The 26,379-nt window shown below is 32.3% G+C and carries 13 protein-coding genes and 1 pseudogene; 3 read left to right on the top strand and 11 right to left on the bottom strand.

Annotated features, from left to right (window positions below; translation table 11 throughout):
- Positions 1 to 52: 52 nt before the first annotated feature.
- The 7 genes from EYY60_RS16720 to EYY60_RS16690 all read right to left on the bottom strand — a co-directional run bounded on the left by EYY60_RS16720 (position 53) and on the right by EYY60_RS16690 (position 8,361).
- Complete coding sequence (locus EYY60_RS16720) at positions 53 to 1,897, bottom strand: phage baseplate assembly protein V (RefSeq protein ID WP_132990458.1); 1,845 nt, start codon at positions 1,895 to 1,897, stop codon at positions 53 to 55.
- 519 nt (positions 1,898 to 2,416) lie between these two features.
- Positions 2,417 to 2,770 (bottom strand): hypothetical protein, encoded by a 354-nt coding sequence (locus EYY60_RS16715; RefSeq protein WP_132990457.1) that lies wholly within the window; start codon positions 2,768 to 2,770, stop codon positions 2,417 to 2,419.
- A 21-nt stretch (positions 2,771 to 2,791) separates the two neighbouring features.
- Positions 2,792 to 3,169 carry a hypothetical protein gene (locus EYY60_RS16710; RefSeq protein WP_132990456.1) on the bottom strand — a complete coding sequence of 126 codons (378 nt, stop codon included), beginning with the start codon at positions 3,167 to 3,169 and terminating at the stop codon, positions 2,792 to 2,794.
- Positions 3,166 to 3,810: a hypothetical protein gene (locus tag EYY60_RS16705; RefSeq protein WP_132990455.1), complete on the bottom strand. Its 645-nt coding sequence runs from the start codon at positions 3,808 to 3,810 to the stop codon at positions 3,166 to 3,168. The genes EYY60_RS16710 and EYY60_RS16705 overlap by 4 nt, the downstream gene beginning before the upstream one ends.
- Positions 3,811 to 3,821: 11 nt before the next feature.
- Entirely contained in the window at positions 3,822 to 4,214 is a 393-nt protein-coding gene (gene tssD / locus EYY60_RS16700) for a type VI secretion system tube protein TssD (RefSeq protein ID WP_132990454.1), read from the bottom strand.
- A 162-nt stretch (positions 4,215 to 4,376) separates the two neighbouring features.
- The gene (gene mfd, locus EYY60_RS16695; protein ID WP_132990453.1) at positions 4,377 to 7,742 is read right to left on the bottom strand and encodes a transcription-repair coupling factor; all 3,366 of its coding nucleotides are present in this window, start codon (positions 7,740 to 7,742) and stop codon (positions 4,377 to 4,379) included.
- Positions 7,735 to 8,361, bottom strand: coding sequence for a hypothetical protein (locus tag EYY60_RS16690; protein WP_132990452.1), 627 nt, complete (start codon positions 8,359 to 8,361; stop codon positions 7,735 to 7,737). Before EYY60_RS16690 ends, mfd begins: the two co-directional genes overlap by 8 nt.
- A gap of 345 nt (positions 8,362 to 8,706) precedes the next feature.
- Between EYY60_RS16690 and EYY60_RS16685 the strand changes: the two genes are divergently transcribed.
- Positions 8,707 to 9,645 carry an L-threonine 3-dehydrogenase gene (locus EYY60_RS16685; protein WP_132990451.1) on the top strand — a complete coding sequence of 313 codons (939 nt, stop codon included), beginning with the start codon at positions 8,707 to 8,709 and terminating at the stop codon, positions 9,643 to 9,645.
- A 73-nt stretch (positions 9,646 to 9,718) separates the two neighbouring features.
- Here EYY60_RS16685 and EYY60_RS16680 read toward each other — a convergent pair whose 3' ends face one another.
- The 4 genes from EYY60_RS16680 to EYY60_RS16665 all read right to left on the bottom strand — a co-directional run bounded on the left by EYY60_RS16680 (position 9,719) and on the right by EYY60_RS16665 (position 15,165).
- Positions 9,719 to 10,777, bottom strand: a complete 1,059-nt coding sequence (locus tag EYY60_RS16680; RefSeq protein ID WP_132990450.1) for an SDR family oxidoreductase — start codon at positions 10,775 to 10,777, stop codon at positions 9,719 to 9,721.
- 94 nt (positions 10,778 to 10,871) lie between these two features.
- Positions 10,872 to 11,456 (bottom strand): Crp/Fnr family transcriptional regulator, encoded by a 585-nt coding sequence (locus tag EYY60_RS16675; RefSeq protein WP_132990449.1) that lies wholly within the window; start codon positions 11,454 to 11,456, stop codon positions 10,872 to 10,874.
- Between the two features lie 131 nt (positions 11,457 to 11,587).
- The gene (locus EYY60_RS16670; RefSeq protein WP_132990448.1) at positions 11,588 to 13,468 is read right to left on the bottom strand and encodes a M1 family metallopeptidase; all 1,881 of its coding nucleotides are present in this window, start codon (positions 13,466 to 13,468) and stop codon (positions 11,588 to 11,590) included.
- Between the two features lie 62 nt (positions 13,469 to 13,530).
- Positions 13,531 to 15,165 (bottom strand): S8 family peptidase, encoded by a 1,635-nt coding sequence (locus EYY60_RS16665; RefSeq protein WP_132990447.1) that lies wholly within the window; start codon positions 15,163 to 15,165, stop codon positions 13,531 to 13,533.
- Between the two features lie 293 nt (positions 15,166 to 15,458).
- On the opposite strand from EYY60_RS16665, the gene EYY60_RS16660 reads away from it, so the two are divergent.
- Entirely contained in the window at positions 15,459 to 21,584 is a 6,126-nt protein-coding gene (locus tag EYY60_RS16660) for a leucine-rich repeat domain-containing protein (RefSeq protein WP_132990446.1), read from the top strand.
- A 160-nt stretch (positions 21,585 to 21,744) separates the two neighbouring features.
- A pseudogene (locus tag EYY60_RS16655) lies at positions 21,745 to 26,379 on the top strand (hypothetical protein); the annotation flags it as partial.

Genomic DNA, 26,379 nt, shown 5'->3' with positions numbered 1-26,379 from the left:
TTCTTATTTTTTTATGATATATGACGAATTTTTAATACGTCCAACAAAATTTCTACTTTATAAACACCTGATCCCCATCTATCTGTGTTGTACCATTAAAAATAGCTTTCGCTGATCCTTCACCATAGATAGCAGTTTGTATACTTCTTAAAGCAATACTGTCACTTTTTAATTCTATTCCGCCTTTTGTAATAGTGATACTACTTTTACCTACTTGCAACCTTATATTTTCTTTAGCATAAATGGCAACATTCTTTTCAGTTGTCATAAGAACTTGACCTTTATTATCCATTTCAAGTATACATTGAGTCGGAGACTGCTCATTTCCACCGACATTAATGGTCATTTTTTCTCCCACATTTTGGGTCATATTGACTACAGCATTATTTGTAATATTTCCGCTTCCATCAAGTTCTATGTAATTACCATCTGGCGTACTTTGCTTCCAGCTTCCTTTTGCGTCATTGCTTAGGGTCTCAATACCGCTTCTTGTTCGAATACCTTTAATATCATTATTTGGTGAATGATAACCACTTTTTGCTTTATTGCTCGACATTGTTCCTACGACAACAGGCATTTCGGCATTGCCTGACTGAAAATCAACAAAGACTTTTTCACCAACTTCGGGAATAAAATAAAATCCTTTTCCTCCTCCTCCATGTGGCTGGACCATTGGTATAAAAGGTGTTGTTTCTCCTTTGGCTTCCTGCCATGACATTTGAACTTTTAAGCCTCCAAGTCCGTCTGGATCGTTATTAGATATTATTATTGCCGATTGGCTTTCACAACGCGGAATCAAGTCTGGATTTGTTTTAGGAGAAAAAGCGGCACCGCTAAAATTTACTGCTGTAAAATGGTTTTCGTAACCACCGCCGTCATCACAAATATGTGTTATTTTAGTAATCCTATAATTTCCTTCAAGCTGTTGGTCGACACCGTTTATAATTACATTGCTTCCTATATTAACGCCTGGAACCTCGCTTGAAGCTTCAACCTGCATCATATCGCTTATAGCCGCTCGCATTTTATTTTTGGCATATTCTTCAGAAGCACTGCTTCCGTATCCTCCAACTGCATTTTGATTGAGCTGAATTACTGTTTCCTTACTAAAAACCTGATTAGATTTATTGATAAAATTTTGGTGAAATCCAGAAACTTCTGTTCTATGTTCCAAAGTGTTGTTTATTGAATATTCTCCTTTTTGATTATCATTTTCAATTACTTTAAACAATGCTGGAGCCAATTTGATATCATAACTAAAATCATGCATATTGATACCATAAGTCAGTTTGGGTTGCACACCTCCTCCCGGGCCTCCAAAAACCATCTTGCGTCCATTGTAAAAAAACCATTGCCCGTAACGCATTGCCAATCGGTTTAAAAAATCAAAATCGCTTTCGTTATACTGGACTGTATATGCCAAAATATTGCTGTAAAAAGGATTGACCTCCATATCAATATCATAGCCTGATTTTACTTTGTTGACAATATCAGCCATTTTCATTTTTGTAAAAGAATGCGATTCTGGACCGCTGTCTAAAATTATAGATTCACTATAACCCTGAATCAGAATGGTTTCCTCCATATCCATAAAACGGGATTTGCGCATAGTGACTTTTGTGACAATCCCGTAAAACTGCATGATGTAATCTTTAGGATTTGTTAAAACCATAAGATCACCTAAATCTGGCAAGGCTTTTATTTCAATGCTTATTTTTTCGCCGGTAAGTTTTTGCGAAACCGGCATAACACTTTCAAATTCGCTTACGAGTAAATCATTTCGCACTTCGATTGAAAATGTATGATGATCATGTATTTCCTGATTAATTTGTAAATGGCTGAAATTTTTAATTATTGTTTCGCCAATTTTTATAATTGTGTTTGTTTGCAATGCCATTTTGTATTATTTATAGTGTTAATTTTTTAAACTAGAGAAAACAAGTTTCCTAATTATAATTTATCTCTATCTCTTTTATTCAACCATTTTAAAAAAATCTAATCGATATAAATGTTGCTATCACTCCAATAACAATTAATAAAAAAATATTTCTACTCCATTTATCATCAGCTTGTTCATCTTCAAGCTTTGTTCTGCAAAATCGAATTAAAACCCACCAAAGAAAACCTCCGATATCACTCTCTATTCGAAATCTCATAGCTCTAAAATTTATGTGGCGTTTTTTTAAGATCTTATTTTAAAAGAATTTCACATCAATAAACATTATGATGACTAATAACATGTAAGTAAAAAAAACATTTCTAGCCATTTTATCACGTGTTTGTTCATCTTCTAATTTTGTTTTGCAAAATCTGACTAATAACCACCAGAGAAAACCTCCAATTTGCTCTTGAAATTTATATCCTGCCATATCAAAACCTATGTAATTTAATCTTAAAAAAATCTTTGTATTAATGTTTAATGATCTCTATACAATAAAAAATAATTCTCTGGATCTTTAGGATTCTCGTTTATCTTAACTAAATGAAAATTATTGTTGCCAAAACTAATTTCTACTTTTATAGATTTTACTGTATCTTCCTTCGATAATTTTTCTAATCCTTTATATGAACCATTTTCTTTTTTATAAAAAATTGAAACACCAATTCTTTCATAATGAAAATCACTCCAGAAATTTTGTAAAGCTTTCTCTTCTTCTTTTGCATTTTTACTTTGTAAAACTTTTTGCCAAAGGACATCTACCTTTTTTTCTTTACTAGTACAAGAAAATAACAGAAGACTAATTATTACTAAAGAGATCATTTTTGTCATTCTATATCTTTTACCTAGTAGCTAAAAATCCGAATACTTATTATATTCGACACTATCAAAAGGTATCCATTGATTTTGTTTTCTGGTATACCATACCGCAATTTGTATCGAATCATCTTTATTCCAAATAGCCTCTTTTATTTGTATTTTAATTCCACTCTTATAATATTTACCAATTCCCGCTCTTATTCCTGGAAAAATTTCATTTTCCTTTGCATTATCAAAAACTTCTGTTTTAATTGGATTTCCATAAAAAGCCGTTGCTTTTTCATATGAAATTTTTGAAATAACCTCTAATTTCAATTCCTGTTTTTTATTCACAGGTTTTTCTTGTTTAACTTGGCAGCTTATAATCACAAATACCAAGCAAAAGAAGAATATTGAATGTTTTTTTTTCATAACGATACATTGAAATTTGTATTAGCGATCATGGTGTTTATCTCTTGGAGAATAAAATCGAAATGTCTAGTTCTTAACTCCATACCTACATTCATAATGCTAATTTTATCAGAAAAAAAGGTGCTTGATGGATTATATTCATCCGCATGCATACCTGTAATTGAACTACTATTTCCAATTGCATGGCCAAATTCATGGGGAATATTTTTTTGAGAGACATTCGTAGGCGCTCCCACTTTGGTCATGTTTTGAATATCAACAGTATATAATTTTATTTGACGGGTATTCCAATTTACAAAAGGTCTGTTACTAAAATTAGTTGGTGCAACCTTAATTACATCAACATTCCAATGACTATTATTAACAGCCCATTTGATATCAAAAAATAATTTAAAAATATCATTCTTATGTTCGATTGCAAATGTTGAACTACCTACTACCTTTAAACTTGCTTTTCGATTCCACACTCTATCCATCTCTTTTTCAAAAGCTTCATGAATTTTCTTTTTCTCAATATAATTCCAATCACCAAAACCATTTGCGATCCAATTATACTTCCACCTCTGGATTACCACAATATTTTTACTTTCGATGTTTATATCGATATCTAATCGAGGCGTTTTTTTTACAATATGTCCCATAGCTAATCTTTCTAAGAATTCTTCCAGTTATTCTCAAATGCAGTATTGCCAATTTTGATCTCATTGGCTGTAATCAAAATTTCGGTTCTCATAGGTACAGAACCTTCACTGCGGAAACTTTCGTGAAAGGAAATACAGTATCCCTTTTTAAAAATTACATTTTTCATGGTACTCATTGCGTCTCTGCGATAAAAAATAACTTTTCCATCTTTGGTGCTGGTGTGTGAAACCATCCAATCTGAGAACAAATCGGTACCTGTACTCTCAACAACTAATCGTACTTGTCCGCCTTTTGCTTTATTGGCTGGTTTGCCGTTGTTATCTGTACCTTGAGAAAATGTAACATCAAATTCTAAAACATTAAAAATTTCATTGTCTAATTCTAATTTTGCTAAAAAACTCATCTTATAATTGTTAGTTAAATTATTTAAAGTAAATTTCTTACAATTTAAATAGCGGTTTTTTAATATACAATACCCACTTTTGGTGATTTTTTAGAAAAAAACATAAAAAAAAGCTCCCGATTTAAAACCGAAAGCTTTTCTATATTTTAGATAAACAAAAAATTACTCCTCAAACAACTCCATCAACTCCAGCGCACGTTTTATCGATTTCACATTTTCAAAAGTCAATAACAAACGTAGTCCGTTTACCGTTTGTTTTTCTTTCATTTTACAAAGATTACTATGCTTTTGAACAAAATTCAAGACATTTCTAAATTTCACCGATTGATAATAATCTGATTGTTGATCGGATACAAAATAACCTATCATTTTACCTTGTTTCAGAACCAATTTTTCGATTCCTACTTTTGTTGCAATCCATTTTATTCTGATGCTGTTTAATAAAGCAACAGCAGGTTTTGGCAACGGTCCGAAACGGTCAATAAGTTTCTTTTCGAATTCCTGTAAACCAGCTTCGTCTTTTATTGCGCCTAATTCATTGTATAAAACCAAACGCTCTGAAACGTTATTGATATATTCATCTGGAAATAATAATTCGAAATCGGCATCGATCTGAATGTCTTTTACATATTCCTTCGTATCGATATCATTTTCTTCAGGATACAAATCTTTGAATTCGTTTTCTTTCAATTCTTCAATCGCTTCGTTCATGATTTTTTGGTACGTATCAAAACCAATTTCGTTGATGAAACCGCTTTGTTCACCGCCTAATAAATCTCCTGCACCACGAATCTCAAGATCTTTCATGGCAATATTGAAACCGCTACCTAATTCGCTGAATTGTTCCAAAGCTTGAATACGTTTTCTGGCATCTTCTGTCATCGATGAATACGGCGGACAAATGAAATAACAGAATGCTTTTTTATTGCTTCGCCCTACTCGACCGCGCATTTGATGCAAATCTGATAATCCGAAATTATTAGCATTGTTGATAAAAATCGTATTTGCATTTGGAACGTCCAATCCGCTTTCGATGATTGTGGTTGCCACCAAAACATCAAAATCTCCGTTCATGAAACCCAACATCAATTCTTCGAGTTTGGCGCCGTCCATTTGTCCGTGGCCAATTCCGACTCTCGCATTTGGAACCAAACGCTGAATCATTCCTGCCACTTCTTTTATATTTTCAATTCTATTATTGATAAAGAAAACTTGTCCGTTTCTTTGAATTTCATACGAAATCGCATCACGGATAATTTCTTCATTAAAACCAACCACATTTGTTTCAATTGGATAACGATTTGGTGGAGGCGTTGTAATTACCGATAAATCTCGCGCTGCCATTAATGAAAACTGAAGCGTTCTCGGAATTGGCGTTGCAGTCAATGTCAGCGTATCAACATTGGCAGCAATAGTTTTCAGTTTATCTTTTACGTTAACTCCAAACTTTTGTTCCTCATCAACAATCAATAAACCTAAGTCTTTAAAAACTACATTTTTGTTTACCAATTGATGCGTTCCAATTACAATATCCAGTTTCCCTTCGGCTAAATCTTTTAAAGTCTGCGTTTTTTGTTTTGCCGTTCTGAATCGGTTTAAGTAACCAATAGAAACGGGCATGTCTTTTAAACGTTCCGAAAAAGTTCTGTAATGCTGATAAGCTAAAATCGTAGTCGGAACTAAAACGGCAACTTGTTTGCTATTGTCAACTGCTTTAAAAGCGGCACGAATTGCAACCTCTGTTTTTCCAAAACCAACATCGCCGCAAACCAAACGATCCATTGGACGATCACTTTCCATGTCGGCTTTAACTTCTGCCGTCGATTTCATTTGATCTGGCGTATCTTCGTAAATAAACGAACTTTCTAATTCGTTCTGCAAATAACTGTCAGGCGCAAACTGAAAACCTTTTTCTAAACGACGTTTTGCATACAGCTGAATCAAATTGAACGCAATATGTTTGACGCGTGCTTTGGTTTTCTGTTTTAAAACCTTCCAAGCGTTCGATCCTAATTTATAAATTTTCGGAGGTGTTCCGTCTTTTCCGTTGTATTTCGAGATTTTATGAAGCGAGTGAATACTCACATACACAATATCATTATCGGCATAAACCAATTTTATCGCTTCTTGCGTTTTTCCTTCAACCTGAATTTTCTGCAGTCCGCCAAACTTCCCAATTCCGTGATCGATGTGTGTTACGTAATCGCCAACCGAAAGTGCGGTTAATTCTTTTAAAGTAATATTCTGCTTTTTAGAATACCCGTTTTTGATATTGAATTTATGATAACGCTCAAAAATCTGATGATCGGTATAAGCCGTTATTTGGTTTTCTTCATCAATAAAACCTTGGTATAAAGGCAGTACAATCGTATGATACTGCTTTCTGATATTTTCTGAATTGGCCTCGTCCAAAGATTCAAAAATATCATGAAAACGTTTTGCCTGAGTATCATTCGAACAAAACAGATAATTCACATATCCGTTAAAATGATTTTCGCTCAGATTATTCAGCAATAAATCAAATTGTTTATTGAAAGATGGCTGAGGCTGAATATGAAATTCAAACTTTTTAGTTGTTTTATAAACTGGTCTTGAAGCCAATTCTACAACTGAAAAATCCAAAGATCTTTTTATAAATGAAGCCTGATTTAAGAACAATTGCTCCGGCGTGGCATGTTTTATTTCTTTCGAAAGTTTCTCAAAAGCTTCTTCTGCCCTTGCAAACTGTTTGTCCAACTGAGAAAAAAGTCCCTCAGTATTTTGAATAAAAAGAACTGTTTTTTCAGCAATATAATCTAAGAAGCTTTCACGATTTTCCTGAAAAAGTTTGTTTTCGACATTCGGAATAATCGTGATTTTTTTATGTGTTTCAACAGATAATTGCGTTTCAACATCAAAAGTTCTGATGCTGTCTACTTCGTTTCCAAAAAACTCAATTCTGTATGGGTGATCGTTTGAGAAAGAAAAGACATCGACAATTCCTCCACGAACCGAAAATTCTCCAGGTTCGGTAATAAAATCTACTCTTTTGAATTCGTATTCAAACAAAACTTCGTTGATAAAATCAATCGAAATTTTATCGTTCAAAGCCACTTTTAAAGTGTTTTTATCGAGTTCTCTTCTTGTTACTACTTTTTCAAAAAGTGCTTCTGGATACGTAACAATTACTGCTGGCTTTTTTCTTGAATTAATTCGGTTTAAAACCTCAGCACGAAGCAGAACATTGGCGTTATCTGTTTCATCAATTTGATATGGACGACGAAATGAAGCGGGATAAAACAAAACATCTTGCTCGCCGATCATTTGTTCCAGATCGTTCAAATAATATGCAGCTTCTTCTTTGTTGTCTAACACAATCAAAAAAGGCAGTTCAGTTTTCTTAAAAACAGAACGGATTATAAATGAAACCGCTGATCCCAACAAGCCACTAAGATTCATTTTTATCTGATTCCCTTCCAGCAAACTTGTCGCAATCTGCTGTGCTTTTGGCAGATTATCGTATGTGGTATATAAGGCGTTCTTACTCAACTTTTGGTGTGTTTTGATCCGTTTTTTGTAATGGAACCTGCGGTGCTCCTGAACTCGGAATCGCACGCGTTGTATCTAACATTCTCAAGAAATCTTCTTCTCCTTGTTCTTTAGGAATTTTAGCTTTTTCGACAATTTTATCCATTTGTCTTTCCAATGAAATAATTTCCTTGTTGATTTCGCCAATTAAAAAAGTTACTTTATCATCTGGAATTGTACTCAAATTGATAAACAAATCCATCATTTTGACTTTGGTAATCAAAATAGAAATTCTGCTTTTTATGGCCGGTTGATTTAATTCAGTTGGTATATTATTATTTAGCGCCATTGCTTTTTTTGCAATCGCTTTTGATTTTTTTTGAAATGCACCAATTGTTCTTCTTGGTTTCTCTCCAATTTCTTTTAAAAATTCGCGCCATTCATTCCATGTGCTCGCATTTTTTTCCGCGGCTTCATTAATTGGCTCGTCGATAAAGGTCCAGGCTTTATTAATATTATTGAAGATTTTCTCGTTCTTTTTGGCTACTTTTTGATTTTCGGCAAGACGTTTTGCATTTTCATCCTGACAAGATTGCAGCAGAAAAGTCAAAAGTAAAAAGAGAGCTATTTTATATTTCATTTGGCAAAACATTAAGTGGCAAAGTTACGAAGTAAATTTACAATTACGAAGGCTGTTTTTTGCTAAAGATTCTATAAATCAAGGTTATTTTTTGGTCACTTATATTAGTGTTTAGAATCACAAATTAAGATACTTTTTTAGCTCTTATCATCAATAAAAATGATTTTTAGGAACGATTTTTCAAAGGCACACGGACACACTCTTATAGGCACAAAGACACACCGCTGTAAAAGAGAATAATCCAATGAACAAACTTTTTCATTATTGAATTTATAATTTATGATTCAAAAAAACGTATGTAATTGCGAAAACGTTATATTTGTCCTTCTCTTAAATCATTAAAAAATGAATCCAAAAATATTGATCATTGGTGCCTGTGGACAAATTGGAACAGAGCTGACGCAAAAACTGCGTAAATTGTACGGAACCGAAAATGTAATCGCTTCTGATATTAGAAAACTTAATACTGATGTTGTTAATTCAGGCCCGTTTGAAGTAGTCAATGCTTTAGATTTTAACCAAATTGAACATCTTGTAGAAGTACATAAAATTACTGATGTTTATTTAATGGCAGCGCTTTTATCTGCAACTGCCGAAAAAAATCCTGCTTTTGCTTGGGACTTGAATATGAATTCGCTTTTTCACGTTTTGAATTTGGCGAAAGCAAAAAAAATTCAGAAGATTTTCTGGCCATCTAGCATTGCCGTTTTTGGCCCTACAACTCCAAAAGAAAATACGCCTCAATATACTGTAATGGAACCTTCAACGGTTTACGGAATCAGCAAACAAGCAGGCGAAAGATGGTGCGAATACTACCATAATATTTATGGTGTTGATGTACGCAGTATTCGTTATCCAGGTTTAATCAGCTGGTCAACTCCTCCGGGTGGTGGAACTACAGATTATGCCGTTGATATTTTCTATAAGGCTATTGCCGATAAAAAATACGAATGCTTCTTATCATCAGAAACTAAAATGCCGATGATGTATATGGATGATGCAATCGATGCAACAATCAACATCATGAAAGCTCCGGCTGAAGAAATCAAAATTCATTCTTCATACAATTTGGCTGCCATGAGTTTTACACCAACAGAAATTGCAGCCGAAATCAAAAAGCATATTCCAGATTTTGAGATTACTTATAATCCAGATTTCCGTCAAAAAATTGCGGACAGCTGGCCAGCAAGTATTGATGATTCGTCTGCAAGAGAAGACTGGAACTGGAAACATACTTTTGATTTGGAATCAATGACAAAAGATATGATTGAACATTTGAGCTAAATCTCAATTTTTCTAAGATAAAAAACTCCCGTTTAAATTATTAAACGGGAGTTTTTATTTGATTTTATTACAATTAAGGAATTATTTTTTTCTGACGTAATTGATCAAAAAGACCAAAAAACATTTCTTCTGTATCTATAAATTCATGAAATCCTAAACGTCTAGCTTTTGATCCATCGGCAAAAAAATCATAATCCCAAGAAAATACAAAATCTCCAAAATTCCAACTGGCTAGTTTTTGATAATCGTGTCTTTCTAAATTGTATTTTTCCTGAATGTTTTCCCATAAATCTTTTTTATCAGACATTACTGTTTTTAATTCCATTTGAAGTGGTGGTGCAACAGGAATATCAAAATAAGAAGCAATTTTAGGCCAAAGTTCTGTCCAACGAAATAAATCACCATTTGTAATATTAAAAGCTTGGTTAGCACATTGCGGATTTGTTGCGGCCCAAACTGTGGCTTTCGCCAATAAACCAGCATCCGTCATTTCCATAAGTTTATCATACGCTCCTGTTTTTCCGGGAAATCGAAGCGGAAGATTTAATTCTTTAGAAATTGATGCGTAAACAGCAATCAAAAGCGCCAGATTCATTGGATTTCCGATTGCTGTACCACCAACAACTGATGGACGAATGGCACTCCAATTCCACTTTTTCCCTTCTTTCTTTTTTTCTAGATATTGCTGTTGGTCAATGTTAAATTCTGGAGGCATGTGTCCCGCATCTGTTTCTTTGGCCGGAGTTTTAAACGGTCCTAAATGAGCTCCATATACTTTATATCCCTGCATCAAACTAACATGCTGTAAATCTTTAGCTATTGGCTCAATTATCTCAACTACATTCTTAAGCATATTAAGATTAGGCTCAACAAGCTCAGCCCATGATGGACGATCCTGATAAGCGGTATAAAATATATGGGTAATGTTTTTGAGGTCTGCCAACTGTTTTTTACTGTTTTCAATATCCAGTAAATCAACTGATATGTATTTTAAATTAGGTACATTTTCACCTCCTTTTCTAGACAATCCAATAATGTCCCAGTTTTTTGTAGATAAAAGATATTCTATAAGATTTGCACCTATAACGCCATTTGCGCCCACAACAAGTGCCGTATTTCTATTTGTTGTCATTTTCTTTGTATTTAAAATTGTTTTACAAAGTTCAGACAACCTAAAAAGTTTTAAAATGAAGTAGATTATGAAAAAAGATTGAACTAGTTCAAGTTTATTTTTTCAATTTATTATTTTTTATTTTCGAAAGAAATTCTGTTGTCATCCCTAAATACGAAGCCAATGCATATTGCGGTACACGATTTACGATTAAAGGATATTGAGTTATAAATTTGTCATATCGTTCTTCTGCCGAAGATGTGAGGTTTGTAATAATTCTTCTTTGAAAAAATGCTGCGGTACGTTCTGCCGTAATTCGAAAAAAAGTTTCAAATTTTGGGTTAGCCATCCTTAATTTCGCTTCCGTTTCAAAATCTATTTGCAACAAGACAGCATCCTCTAAAGCCACAACAAACATCGTAGCCGGCTGTTGATAAATATAACTATTGTAGTCTGAAATCCACCAATCTTCAATAGCAAAAGCAATTGTATGTTCTTGGCCTTCATCATTTACAACATAAGCCCTTAAAGCGCCATCAACCACGTAACTTCTGTACTTAGCTACAAAATCAGGTTGCACTATAAACTGTCGTTTCTTTATGTTTTTAATTTTAAAATGAGAAACAAATTGATTGGCTTCTTCTTCAGAAAGTTCTATTCGTTCTTGCAAATGCTTTATTAAGGATTCATATACTGTCATTCTTTTTATTTAAAATTTCAAACTACTAGATTACCTATTGTATCAAAATTACAATTCTTTTAAATTTATTTAAAAAAAAATCCAAAGCCAGAAATCAGCTTTGGATTTTATTATTTAAAAATTTATAATCTTTATTTCACTTCAAAAACATTATTTGTTTGTTTCACATCAGCCATTAATCCGCTTGGATCAATAGTGATTTTTTTGATTGCAGTTTTGCTTTTATCAATTGAGAAACTATAGTTTGACTGCGCCCAAGCCCAATCTTCAAGAACCGTTCTTTTCTCATTTGGATTTGGATTTGGCTTAATGAAATTCATCATTCTCAATGGAATATAAAATGTCTCCGAAGTTCCATCTGTATAATCTACTTTTAAGTCGATTGGCATTGGCATTCTACCAATTCTTTCTAAAGTCACAGTTGTTTTTCCTGCATTATCAGCAACGTCTTTAATTCCGTAGTCGATTGTGTTTGCAGTTTCTGCCCAATCAATTAAATACCAATCTAGTTCAGCGCCAGAAACTCTTTCCGCTGTTCTTTTGATATCGTTTGGAGTTGGATGCTTGAATTTAAAATCGCTGTAATATCTTTTCAAAGTTTTGTCAAGGTTTTCTTTTCCGATTACATATTCCAATTGTGAAAGGAAAATGCTTCCTTTTACATAAGATGAAATACTGTATGGACGATTTTCGTCATAACGATCACCGTGCGTAGTTTGTGGCTGTTCTTTTCCAGAATTTACTAAACTGTAATAAGCTTTATAATTTCCTTCAAACGGATTTACTTCTTTCTTATCTCCTTTTAATTCGTTCAAAGCGCTGTCTTCGATATAAGTTGTAAAACCTTCGTCCATCCAAGGATGTTTAGATTCGTTTGAAGCCAAAATATGTTGGAACCAAGAGTGTCCTAACTCGTGCGTTGCAGTTCCAAGAATTCCTTCAAGCGTTCCGCTTCCAAGCATCAAAGTACACATTGCGTACTCCATTCCACCGTCGCCTCCTTGAATAAATGAATATTGTTTGTACGGATAAGCTCCAACTCTGTGGTTGTAATAATCCATAACTTTTACCATCAAAGGCTCAAGCTGTTTCCAGTTTGCAGTTGTTTTTTCGTCATTTTTGTAGAAGAAATGCAAATCAACATCGTTTGGTCCTTTTACAATATCATGCGTGTAAGCTTTATCAGCCGCCCAAGTGAAATCGTGAACATTTGGTGCGATAAAATGCCAAGTTAATGTTTTTGCTTTTTTAGGATAAGTTACTGTTACGCCAGCATCTTCATAACCGTGTCCGATTGAATTTTTGTCTTGCAAATATCCTGAACCACCGATTGTATAATCTTTATCAATTGTGATTTTTACGTCAAAATCTCCCCAAACACCGTGAAATTCACGAGCGATATAAGGATCTGCGTGCCATCCTTCAAAATCAAATTCGGCTAATTTTGGGTACCATTGTGACATAGAAAGCTCAACTCCTTCTTTATTGTTTCGTCCAGAACGACGAATTTGAACCGGAACTTGTCCGTCAAAATCTAATGTGAAAGTTGTTTTTGAATTTGGCAAAATTGGCTTAGCCAAAGTCACTTCTAAAATTGTAGATGAAAGTCTTGTTTGAGCAACAACGCCATCTTGCTTAAAATTGCTGATTTTCAGAAAACCAATTTCATTTGGCTTCAAAGTCTCAATTCGGCTTTGTTTGATTTCTTTTCCTTCAGCATCTTTAACTTTATTAACCATTCTTGCATCTGGATCTTTTATAGAATGCAAACGTGCATCCATTTCGCTTCCTGGCTGAAACGCATTTGGATATAAATGATAAAAAACTTTTCTTAAAGTATCAGGAGAATTGTTTGTATAAACTAATTCTTGTTTTCCTTTATATTGATAGGTTTTTACATCCATCGATACTTCCATTTTATAATCGACATGTTGTTGCCAATAAGGAGCGCTTTGAGCAAAAGCAGAGTTTAAACCTAAACTCAGAAAGGATAATAGTACAATTTTTCGCATGGTTATTTTAATGAAAATGGAAGAGCCGCCGCCCTTCCATCGGATTAATATATTCTGTTTTGTTATTTTTTAGACATTTTTTCGGCCATAAGCAATGCATTGTAAGCATTTACCATTTTAGCTGTTCTAGAGGATTCCGTCGATGAAACTGCTGCTGGTTTTTCACCTGTTTCTTCATTTTCTCCTAAAACTACTTTTGAAGGAAGTGCTACTCCAGAATCCATTAAAATTTGTTTTACCTGAACTGCTTTCAATTTTGGATAATACGAACGAATCAATGCTGCTACACCAGCAACATTTGGCGATGCCATTGAAGTTCCTTGCAGATATTTGTATTTATTGTTTGGAACTGTTGCATAAATTTCTTCTCCCGGAGCAAAAACATCAACGTTTATTTTTCCAAAATTTGAGAAACTTGCCACTACATTTTCGCCATATTCTTTCTTAATTGCGCCAACAGTAATCACATTGTTTGTAAATTCTTTTACGTTGTCTTTAGAGTCATTTGGATAATTGATGTTTTTAGTTTCATCAATATTGTAGCCGTCATTACCTGCTGCATGCACGATCAAAACATCCTTTTTAGCTGCGTAACTTAAAGCATCGTAAACCCAGTCTTTATGTGGCGAATAGCTTTTTCCAAAACTTCCGTTGATTACTTTTGCTCCATTGTCAACTGCATAACGAATGGCAAGTGCAATATCTTTATCATATTCGTCTCCGTCTGGAACTGCTCTTACGGTCAAAATTTCAACGTTGTTTGTGATTCCGTCTCCTCCTAAATTATTGCCACGAACTTGTCCAATAATTCCAGCAACGTGAGTTCCGTGTAATGCTTTTTCTTTATCTGGACCAAAAACAATATTGTTTCCGTAATGATTGTTTTTGATATCATCTGGATTGTCGCCTACGATTTTTCTTCCGTCGTATTCTTTATTTAAGTTGTAGTTCAAATCATCGTAAACTTGTTCTCTATACTCTTCAAAATCAGCTTCAGGATCAAAAGTCGGGCCTGCATTTGTGAAAATCTGAGTCATTGCGTCTTTACAATATAGAACTTTGGGGTCTGCTGATTTAATTGTACTTAAATCTTCGAGTTTATAGGTTGTTTTCCCTAACTCTTTTTTTATAGTATTGTGAATATTTAACAACGCATCTACTTGCTGTTTATTTTTTAAAGCTTCATCGTACTTATCATTGTATTCTGCCAAAGCAGCTTTGTATTGAGCAGAACCATCATCGCCTTTTTTCACAATTCGTGTCAATTCAAGATTTTCGTGCACTGCATTACCAAGGAAATTCCAACCGTGAACATCATCAATAAATCCGTTTTTATCATCATCGATTCCGTTGCCTGGAATTTCTTTTGGGTTTGTCCAAATCATTCCTTGCAAATCTTCGTGTTCGATATCAATACCAGAATCTACAATTCCAACGATTACTTTCTGGCCTGTTTTTCCTTGCAATAATTCGGCGTAAGCCCTATCAACACTCATTCCTGGGATAGAATCTTTTACCAAATCTAGGTGACTCCATCTTTTTAGTTCATTTTCTGTGACTGGTGCTTTTTTCACAACAGCCAAAGGTGCTTTTATAAATTCTTTAGAAGCAGCAGATTGCGCTTGTAAAGTGGTCCCGCATCCTGCTAAAACCAATAAAGCAAAAGCAGATAATTTTAATGGTTTTATATGACTCATGTGATTAAATGTATCGTTAAAGTTAAAAGATGCGCCTAAATTAGGACTTTTTGTTACAAAAAACTAACGATTAACACTGTCTTATGATTATTTAAATTTACTTTAAGGAAACAGAAACGTTACAAAAGACTCTTTGTATCAAATACTTAAAACTAATCTTATAAAATTTTATAGGTTTTATATTTTGTGAGTTTTGTAAAAAATTGGATATTGGATACACTGTTACGGTTTTCCGTAAGGAATGTCCGTAAAAAATATTTATTCTTGCCCGACCTTATCACTAATTTAATCCTATGAAGACAAAACTACTTTTGTTATTTTCTTTTATTACTTTCTCGAATTTTGCACAAACTTTACCTGCTTATGTACCCAAAAGCGGCTTAATTGCCTACTATCCTTTTGACAATAATGCAAATGATATAAGCGGAAATCTTAATAATGGTACTGTGAATGGTGCTGTATTGACGGAAGACAGAACAGGAAAATTGAATAGTGCTTATAGTTTTAACGGAGTAAGCAGCTATATTGATGCTACTACTACCAATATTCCTCAAGGCAACGCGGCAAGAACTATTTCTGGCTGGTTTAAAACAAACACGCCAAATTCTGGCGAAAACGGAGATGTATGTATCTTTAATTATGGTACTTTATCAAGGTTACAAAAATTTGGGCTTACTATTTACTCAAAAGGTTATCTTCAAACTTCAACTGGGCCAAACGCTATAGGTGATGATTTTTATGTAAATAATTTTGACTACTTAAGTAATGACTGGTACTTTTTTACACTTACCTACAATGGAACTAAAGTATCGTTGTATGTAAATGGAGTTTTAGCATCTGAAAAAGTTGCTAACCTAAGTACTTTAAACAATATTTTTAGAATAGGAAAACGAATCTCAGGAGATACAACTAGTGAGTTTTTTAAAGGAACTATCGATGATATTGGAATTTGGAATCGTGTACTAACGCCACAAGAAATTTCGGGTATGTACGTTGATGCACCTGAAAGATTGGATCTTTACACCCTAATTCCAGATTCTAATTTTGAGAAAAAGCTTATTGAATTAGGACTTGATTCAGGTGCAGTTGATGGAAAGGTACTCACAAATAATCTTAAAACGGTTAAATCGCTAGAAATCGATACCAAGGTAGTCTCTGACTTGACAGGAATTGAAAGCTTTACAGCTTTAGAGACATTAATTTGCAGAGGTAGTCAATATATACCATTTGAAGGTGGCAATGGCAAACTGACCGCACTAAATCTTTCGAAAAACTTTAACTTAAAGACTTTAGAATGCAGTGCAAATCAGCTAACAACCCTTGATGTTTCAAAAAATACATTTTTAACATCTTTAACTGCTGGGGGCAACAAAATAGTATTACTAGATGTATCTAAAAACGTAGCTTTATATAAACTGGATGTTAATAGCAATCCAATTACTACAATCGATGTTTCTAAAAACATCAATATAAACATATTAGATATTTCAAATACAAAATTAACAGGATTCGATGTTTCGCAAATCACGACATTGACGACATTAAATGTAAGCGGAATTAATATCCCAACTTTAGATGTTTCAAACAATATCAATTTAAGGTCATTAAACTGTGATATGAATTATTCATTGACATCCCTTGATCTATCTAAAAATACAAAATTACTTAGTTTAAGCTGTACATATAACAAAATAACCTCTCTGGATGTTTCTAAAAATTTAAACTTAACTAGTTTATATTGTGCATCAAATCAATTGACAAGTCTTGATCTTTCTAGCAATATAAAATTAACGGAGTTAGACTTAGCAATGAATAATATTGCTTCTGTTGATGTTTCTAAATGTACCTCCTTAACATACTTAAATTGTTATGCTAACTTGCTTACTAATTTAAATCTTTACGAAAACGCAAAACTAACCAGAGTAGATCTTGACAAGAACAACTTGACATCTCTCGATGTTTCTAAAAATACAGCTTTAAAAACCTTGCACTGCGGAGAAAATCAATTAACATCGATAACGCTTCCTGAAAGTAATACACTTGAAGTACTATATCTAAACAGCAACAAATTTACTGCGCTTGATATTTCAAAATATACAGCTTTAAAAGAATTTGTCTGCTCTACAAACCAATTGACTGCTATTGATGTTTCTAAAAATACAGCACTAACTTTTTTTCATTGCCATGAAAACAATCTGACAAATCTTGATATAACTAAAAACACTTTAATAACAAGTTTATATTGCCAGACAAACCAATTGAGCACAATAAATGTTTCTAAAAACAAGGCTCTAACAACTTTTTGGTGTTATGGAAATCAGCTAACGAGTTTAGATGTATCGCAAAATACAGCTTTGACAAAATTGGCGTGTAATAAAAATAAACTGACTACATTAAATGTCAAAAACGGCAATAATTCTAATTTAAATATTTACAATTCTGGTTTTACAAACAATCCAGATTTAACTTGTATTCAAGTTGATGATGTCGCTTATGCCAATACAAACTGGACAGCAAAAAAAGATGCAACAGCAAGTTTTAATACCTATTGCACAGATGGATACACATTGATTCCCGACGTCAATTTTGAGAATAAATTAATCGCTTTAGATCTTGATTCTGGCGTTGCAGACGGAAAAGTTTTGACAGAAAAAATTGCTACTGTTACCAATTTAAATATAAGTTCAAGCTCTATTTCAGATTTAACTGGGATTGAAGGTTTTACTTCTTTAACCTATTTATCATGCGATTCAAATAACCTAAAAAGTATAAACGTAAGCAAAAACACATCTTTAACAGACCTACATTGTGGCGGAAATAAATTAACAACTTTAGACTTAGATAAAAATATAGCGCTAAAAAAATTAACTTGCTCATCAAATCAATTAAAGAGCTTAAACATTAGTAAATGCTCAGAATTAGAATTCATACAGTGTTTTTACAATTCTCTAACATCTTTAGATTTAAGCAATAACACTAAGTTGCAAATTTTAGATTGCAGCAACAACCAATTAACTAACTTATCACTTGACAAAAACGTAAATTTACTTGCTTTAACTGCTGAAAATAACCAATTAACAACATTAGATGTAAAAGACAATCTTATTTTGGATTTATTAGATTTTAGCGGTAATCAGATAAAAACAATAGATATCTCAAATCAAAAAAACCTAACTCAGTTATTTTGTGGATCTAATGAATTAAAAATGTTAGACATTAGTAAAAATAAGGCTTTGACCACTTTGAATTGTTCAAATAATCCGCCATTACAAAGTTTAAATTTAAAAAACGGAAACAACACAAAAATCTTTAGTCAGGCGCTTATTTTATCAAACAATCCTGCATTAACCTGTATTGAAGTAGATGATGTTGATTACTCAAACAATAATTGGGCGAACAAGAAAGACACAACTGCGAATTACAATTTAGATTGTCCAGAATTTTTTACACTAATTCCAGACCAAAATTTTGAGCAAAAATTAATTGATTTAGGAATTGACTCAGGAACTCCAGACGGAAAAGTCGCAACAGCTTCTATTACTTATATTATTTCTTTAGATGTAGCCGACAGCAATATTTCAGATTTAACAGGATTACAGGATTTTGCATCGTTAAAATACTTTTTCTGCGACCGTAATAAACTGACAACTGCTGATTTTAGCAAAAATTTAATGTTAGAAAATATTGGTATTTTAGATAATGCTTTCACAAGTATAGATGTAACAAAAAACACCAAGCTTCATACTCTTGAGCTTTCAAAGAATCATATTTCAACTGTAGATTTGAGCCAAAATACAAATCTTCAAAGATTAGGTTTTGAGAATAACAATTTAAAAGAAATTGATCTGAGCCATAATACTCTATTATGGTTTGTAAGTGGTTTTGGAAATCAGTTAACAAATCTTGATCTTTCAAAAAACACAGCATTAACCACTTTAAACGTATCAAACAATAAATTGGTTGAACTAAACTTGAGAAATGGAAAAAATACCATTTTAGACTCCTCTTTAGATCTAAAAAACAATCCAGATCTAACGTGTATAAAAGTTGATGATGTGGCTTATGCGAGTGCAAATTGGGCATCAAAAAAAGATAACACAGCTTCCTTTTCAGTGGACTGTTTGCCTACATACACCTTAATTCCTGATGCTAATTTTGAAAATAAATTAATCGCATTAGGAATTGATTCTGGAACTGCAGATGGAAAAGTTTTGACTTCAAATATTACTTCGGTTACAGAACTAGATCTTTATGGCACAAATATTAACGATTTAACCGGAATAGAAAATTTTAAAGAACTAACCAATTTAAATTGTATGTCAAATAAATTGGAATCAATAAATGTTTCAAAAAATATTGCTTTAACAAACTTAAATGTTGCCTATAATAAACTAACAACAATTGATGTTTCAAAAAATATTGCTTTAGACAATTTCTCAGCGTTTAACAATGAGTTGACTCAAATTGATGTCTCACATAACCCTAGTTTACAATATTTTTCATGTTCATCAAATCCAATAACAGCGATAGATGTTTCAAATAATAAAGCATTAGCGGCATTATGGTGTTCATCTACTTCAATAACAAATTTAGATCTTTCTGAAAACACTTCTTTAAGCGCTATTTTCTGTACTGAAAACAAACAGCTTACAAATGTAAATTTGAAAAATGGAAACAATGGTTCAATTACTTCTACAAGCATTGACTTGACAAAAAATCCATCGCTAACATGTATTTTGGTTGATAACGCTTTAAATGCTAATGCCAACTGGTCTACCTTCAAAGATTCTTCAGCTAGCTATTCTATTGTAGATTGTTCTCAAATAACAGCAATACCTGATCCAGCTTTTGAAAACAAATTGATAGAGTTGAACATTGACAAAGATGGCAAAAACGGAACTGTTTTAAATAGCAGTATCGTCAATGTAACATCATTAAATGTTTTCTCAAGCAATATCAAAGACTTAACGGGAATTAAAGGTTTTGCTAATTTGCAAACTCTAAATTGTAGCGGGAATCAATTATCAACTTTAGATATTTCTCAAAATAAAAAATTGAATTCTTTAGATTGTAGCAATAATAAATTAGTAACTCTAAACTTAAAAAACGGAAACAATTCTAATTTTAACAACAATTCTAACTTCAAGCAAAATCCAAATTTAAGCTGTATTCAGGTTGATGATCAAACGTACTCAAACCAAAACTGGTCAAACTTTAAAGACAGCTCTGCAAATTACAATATAGATTGCACAGCATACACTTTGCTTGCTGATTCTAATTTTGAACAAAAGCTGATTGATTTGGGTATTGACAAAGATGGTCTTAATGGAAAAATAGCGACTTCTGATATTAGCGCTATTACATCGCTGGATTTATCAAATTCTAATATTACCGATTTATCAGGAATAGAAAATTTTACTGCCTTAACTTATTTGGATCTTTCTTCAAATAACATAACTACAATAGACGTAAGTAAAAATATTCTGCTGACTAAACTAGATTTATACAACAATCAACTAACAAGTTTAGATGTTTCTAAAAATACTAAGTTACTAAATCTGAGTGCAGGAAAAAACCAAATTACTAATCTGGATATTTCTCAAAATAAATCACTCTTATTTGTCGATGTCAATTCTAATTTATTAACGAACTTTGATTTAACTTCAAATACAGCATTAAAATCAATTGATTGTAGCGATAATAAGCTAACTCAAATAAACGTTTCAAATATGCCAGATTTGACTGATTTAGTGTGCGGAAAAAATAATATTGCTTCATTAGATCTTTCTAACAATGCAAAATTGGAAAATTTGTATTGCTATAATAATGCTTTAACCACTTTAGATCTGAGCAAAAATCCATTGCTAAAAAGATTGAATGTCAGCAATAATCAGTTAACAACTTTGGATATTTCTCATAATCCTCTATTAGAACTTATTTTTGTTGAGTTTAATCCTTTAGTGTCACTGAATGTTAAAAACGGCAATAATAAAAACTTTATTTTACCAACTCAAACTGGCAAAAAGACAGCGGCTTCGATCTATACTAGTTTCTTAAATAATTTAAAACTTAGCTGTATTCAGGTAGATGATGTTGCATTTTCGAACGCTAATTGGGCTGGGATCAAAGATCAAACAGCAACTTATTCTTCAACATGTAAATCTTTAGGCCTTGAAGATTCAGTTTTTGACCAAGTCGCGGTTTATCCAAACCCAACAAAAGGCGAAGTTAACATTCAAAATGTTTCTGTAGAAAAAGTTGCCGTTTATGATACAAATGGCAAATTGGTAAAATCATTCCAATTAAATTCAAATGAATCGAATACTAAAATTGATCTTTCTGGATTGCCAAGAGGTGTTTATTATTTATACTTAATTAATCAAGATGCTTCTTCAGCAAAGAAAATTGTTGTAGAGTAATAAATTCAAAAAAAAACTAAATGCCCTATTTTCTAAAAATGAAAATAGGGCATTTTTTATTCATAACTTTTTTCAAAAAAAACACGCCATTACGCTTTTCCGTAAGGAATTTCCCTTTAAACCAACTATAATTGCGCTGACAAAATTTTAAATTCATTCTATGAAAACAAAACTACTCTTGTTGCTGTTTTTGGCAAATTTTTCTCTTTATGCGCAATACACCTCGATTCCGGATCTTAATTTTGAGAAATTCTTAATTAATGAAAAATACGATTCTGGAACTCCTGATGGTCAGGTTTTAACGGCAAACATTGCCTCCTTAAAAACATTAAACATCAATGGGCTAAATATTAACGACTTAACCGGGATTCAGGATTTTAAAGCATTAACTCAGTTAATTTGTTCTTTTAACAATTTAACAGCTCTTGATGTTTCGAACAACACTTCGCTGGTTACATTGAACTGTTTTTCGAATAAATTAACAAGTTTAAATGTTAGCAAAAATACTGCTCTGACAAATCTAAATTGTGCGACCAACTTAATTACTAGCCTTGATTTAGCTACTAATTTAAATTTAACGACCTTAAATTGTTATGACAACAAACTAAAGGACTTAAATGTTACTAAAAATTTATTTCTGAAAGAAATTAATTGCAGTGCCAACGATTTTACAAACGGAATAGTTTTAACTAACAATACAGCATTAACTTTTATAAACTGTAATTTCAGCAACTTAACTGCTCTTGACGTTTCATCTAATCAATCTTTGCAAAGTTTAAATTGTCAAGGTAATAGTTTAAAAACATTGGACGTTTCTAAAAATCCTGGTCTTACGTTTTTAGATTGTTCTTCAAATAAGCTGACTACTATCAATTTAAAAAATGGCAACAACACTCGTTTGGCCACTACTTCAACTTTTAAAAACAACCCAGACTTGACTTGTATCCAAGTAGACAATGCTGCTTATTCTAATTTGAATTGGGCAAGTCTTAAGGATGCGGCTCCAAATTATGCAATTTCATGCGATGATCAGCAATACACTTTAATTCCGGATGCTGATTTTGAAAGACAGTTAATTAGTCTTGGTTACGACAAAGACGGTGTAAATGGAAAAGTGCTTACAAGTTCAATTTCGAATGTAAAAACATTAAAAATTTATTTTACTACTGTTAACATTAAAGACATAACAGGAATAGAAGGTTTTACAGCTCTTGAAAGCCTGACTTATGGTGGAACTACGTTTGGGTTAACTTCTATAGATCTTTCAAAAAACGTAATGCTGAAGACTCTTGACCTTTCAAGTAATAAATTAACAGCGATCGACCTTTCGGAGAATGTTAATCTGGAGAGTTTAACTATCAACAGTAATCCATTAACAAAATTAGATCTTTCAAATAATACTAAACTTACAACGTTAATTTTACAGCGTAATTCACTTGAAACTCTAAATCTAACAAACAATAAGAGCCTAACTCTTCTTGATTGTTATTATAATAACTTCGTAAACCCTGTCGACTTATCTCAAAATACATTATTAGCCAGTGTAGACTTTGGTGCCAATAAATTAACGAGTGTAAATTTTGACAACAACACTTCATTAAAAATTGTAAAACTGAATGGAAATAAGTTAACAGCTTTAAATCTTTCTAAAAATACAGCATTGGAGAATCTATATTGTGAAAATAATACTTTGACGACTTTAGATCTTAGTGCAAACGTAAATTTAAAGACTGTTACCTGTAGCAACAATCAGTTAACAAACATCAACATTACCAAATGCGCATTATTGCAAAAACTTGAATGTGGAAGTAATAAATTAAAAGAATTAAATACTACTGAAAATAAAGAACTTACTTATCTAAGCTGTCTTTCTAATAGCATATCAAGCTTTGATCCTTCTAAAAACTTAAAATTAACAGTTTTAGATTTAGGATACAATAGATTAAACACTCTTGATGTGACAAAAAATACTTTATTAACAAACTTAAGATGTGATGTAAACAGTCTTACAGCGATTGATGTCTCTAAAAATTTAAAATTAGAAGGCTTAGATCTTGATAATAACAGTATCGAAAATATTGACCTTACGGCTAATTTAAATTTGCAAAGTTTTTATATTGAAAGAAACAAGCTTACTACTCTTGATCTTTCAAAAAACAAATTACTAACTACCGTAAATGCTGTTAATAATTTGCTTTATGATCTAAACCTGAAAAATGGAAACAACAAAAATTTCACACAATACATAAGATTTAACAATAATCATGCTTTGTCTTGTATTTTGGTTGATGATGCTAATTATTCCAATTTAAATTGGGCCAGTTATAAAGATTCATGGGCAAATTTCTCTACAGATTGCCGAGCTTACACCACAATTCCAGATGCTAATTTTGAAAACAAATTAATTGCTCTTAAAATTGATACTGATGGCGTAAACGGAAAAGTATTGACTGAAAGCATAGCAAATATAAAATCTTTGGATGTTTCTGACAGTTCAATTGCCAGCTTAATTGGAATTCAGGATTTTACTGCTTTAGAGTCTTTGATCTGTAAAAACAATCAATTAATCTATTTAGATTTAACTAAAAATAGTAATCTAAGCTCATTAGATTGTTCAAAAAATAAACTTGTAAGTTTAGATTTAAACAACGGAAAAAATACTTTATTAAACAAAAACACTTCATTGTTTACGAATAATCCAAATTTGATCTGCATTCAAGTAGATGATGAAAGTTATTCTAATACAAATTGGGCAAGCTTAAAAGACGCAACCGCTTCTTACAATAAACTTTGCAACTCATTTACAGCGATTCCTGATGCAAATTTTGAAGACAAATTAATTTCTTTAGGAATAGATACCGATGGCAAAAATGGTAAAGTATTGAATTCAAGCATTGCTTCTGTAACTACTCTTGATGTTTCAAACAGCAATATTTCAAGCTTAAAAGGAATTGAAGGATTTACTGCTTTGAAAGACTTAAACGTTTCTTCGAACTCTTTAGCAGAAATAAATTTGGCAAAAAACCTTAAACTGACTACTTTAAATTGTAATTCAAACAAAATCTTAAGTTTAAATCTTTCGGCAAATACAGAACTTACTCAAGTACAATCTTCTTCAAATAATTTATACAGCCTAAATCTGAAGAATGGTAAAAACACCAATTTAACAAACATGACTTTGGGCAATTTCAAAAGCAATCCTTCTTTGACATGTATTCAGGTTGATGATATAAATTATGCTACTGCAAATTGGGCAAATGCAAAAGATGCTAATGCAAATTATTCTTTGGAGTGTACTGCAGCTGTTTTTACAGTTATTCCAGATGCTAATTTTGAGAAAAAATTAATTGCATTAGGAATTGATACTGATGGTGTAAATGGAGGAGTGCTTACTTCAAGGATTAATACACTTAAAGAACTTAATGTAAGTGAAACGTCTAACAATCCGGTAAATCCAATTAAGGACTTAACTGGAATTCAGGATTTTGTTGCGCTGGAACAATTAAGTTTCGCTTATAATAATATTTCAAAAGTAGATCTTTCAAAAAACACAGCGCTTAAAAAACTTTATATCAATAATAACCGTTTGACAGAATTAGACCTTTCTAAAAACACCGCTCTAGGTTTAATCTATTGTTTTGAAAATCAATTAACCTCATTAGACTTTACAAACAATACTGCGATAACTGATATTATTTGTAGCAACAATGCACTGCGCAATTTAAATGTTACAAAAAGCACTAATTTGAGTTTATTAAATTGTGACCATAACCAATTAGCAACTCTTGATCTTTCAGGAAACAGAGGGTTATCTTATCTGCAATGTCAGGTAAACAAACTTACAAGTTTAGACTTTTCAAACAACAGCATAATACAATTAACATGTAATAACAATCAACTGAAAAAGCTGGATATGTCTAAACAAGTATATATACAACATTTCGTTTGTAGTTATAATCAGTTAACAGAATTAGATTTGACCAAGAACAAAGATCTTTATACGTTTTATTGCCAATCAAATCAGTTGACCTCAATTGATATTTCAACTAATTCAAAAGTTGGTTTTTTAAATGTTTCTGATAATAAACTGACATATCTAAACATCAAAAATGGCAATAATGTAAAATTGAATACTGTCCTTTATGACTTTCAACTTGATTTTAGAAAAAATCCTGATTTAACATGTATTCAGGTTGATGATGTAACAGCTGCCAACACAAACTGGTCAATGAGAAAAGACGATACAGCAACTTATAACACTAGCTGTGGCGCTATCCTAACTTTACCAACTGATAATTTTACTGTTGAATCTAAGAGTGAATCTTGCTCAAATGAGAATAATGGCGAAATAAATATTACTGCAAAATCGGCTCAAAACTATACGGCAGTAATAAATAGTAAAACTTATGAATTTACAAATAACAGCCTAAAAGTTTCAGGTTTAGCTCCGGGCACTTACGGGGTATCTATTACGGTTGCTGGTCGCACATTCGAACAAAGCTTTACTATTACAATTGCAAAAGCAACAACTATTACTGGAAAATCTGTTATAACAGATAAAAAAGTTAATGTTGAAATTATTGACGGAACAGCTCCATTTACCATTTTTGTTGACGGTCAAGCTCAATTTCAGACAAACGATTCTAATTTCTCTTTAGATTTAGAAAAAGGTGGTTTATTAGAAGTTGCTACATCAAAAGCTTGTGAAGGAGTTTATTCTAAAAAAGTTGCAACGTTGGATCTTTTTGGAACTTTAGCGGCTTATCCGAATCCAACATCTGGAAGTTTTGAAATC

The sequence above is a fragment of the Flavobacterium zhairuonense genome, assembly GCF_004352915.1.
Taxonomy (GTDB): Bacteria; Bacteroidota; Bacteroidia; order Flavobacteriales; family Flavobacteriaceae; genus Flavobacterium; species Flavobacterium zhairuonense.
Note: the sequence above shows the minus strand (reverse complement) of the source record. Positions and strands in the feature narration are given on the sequence as shown.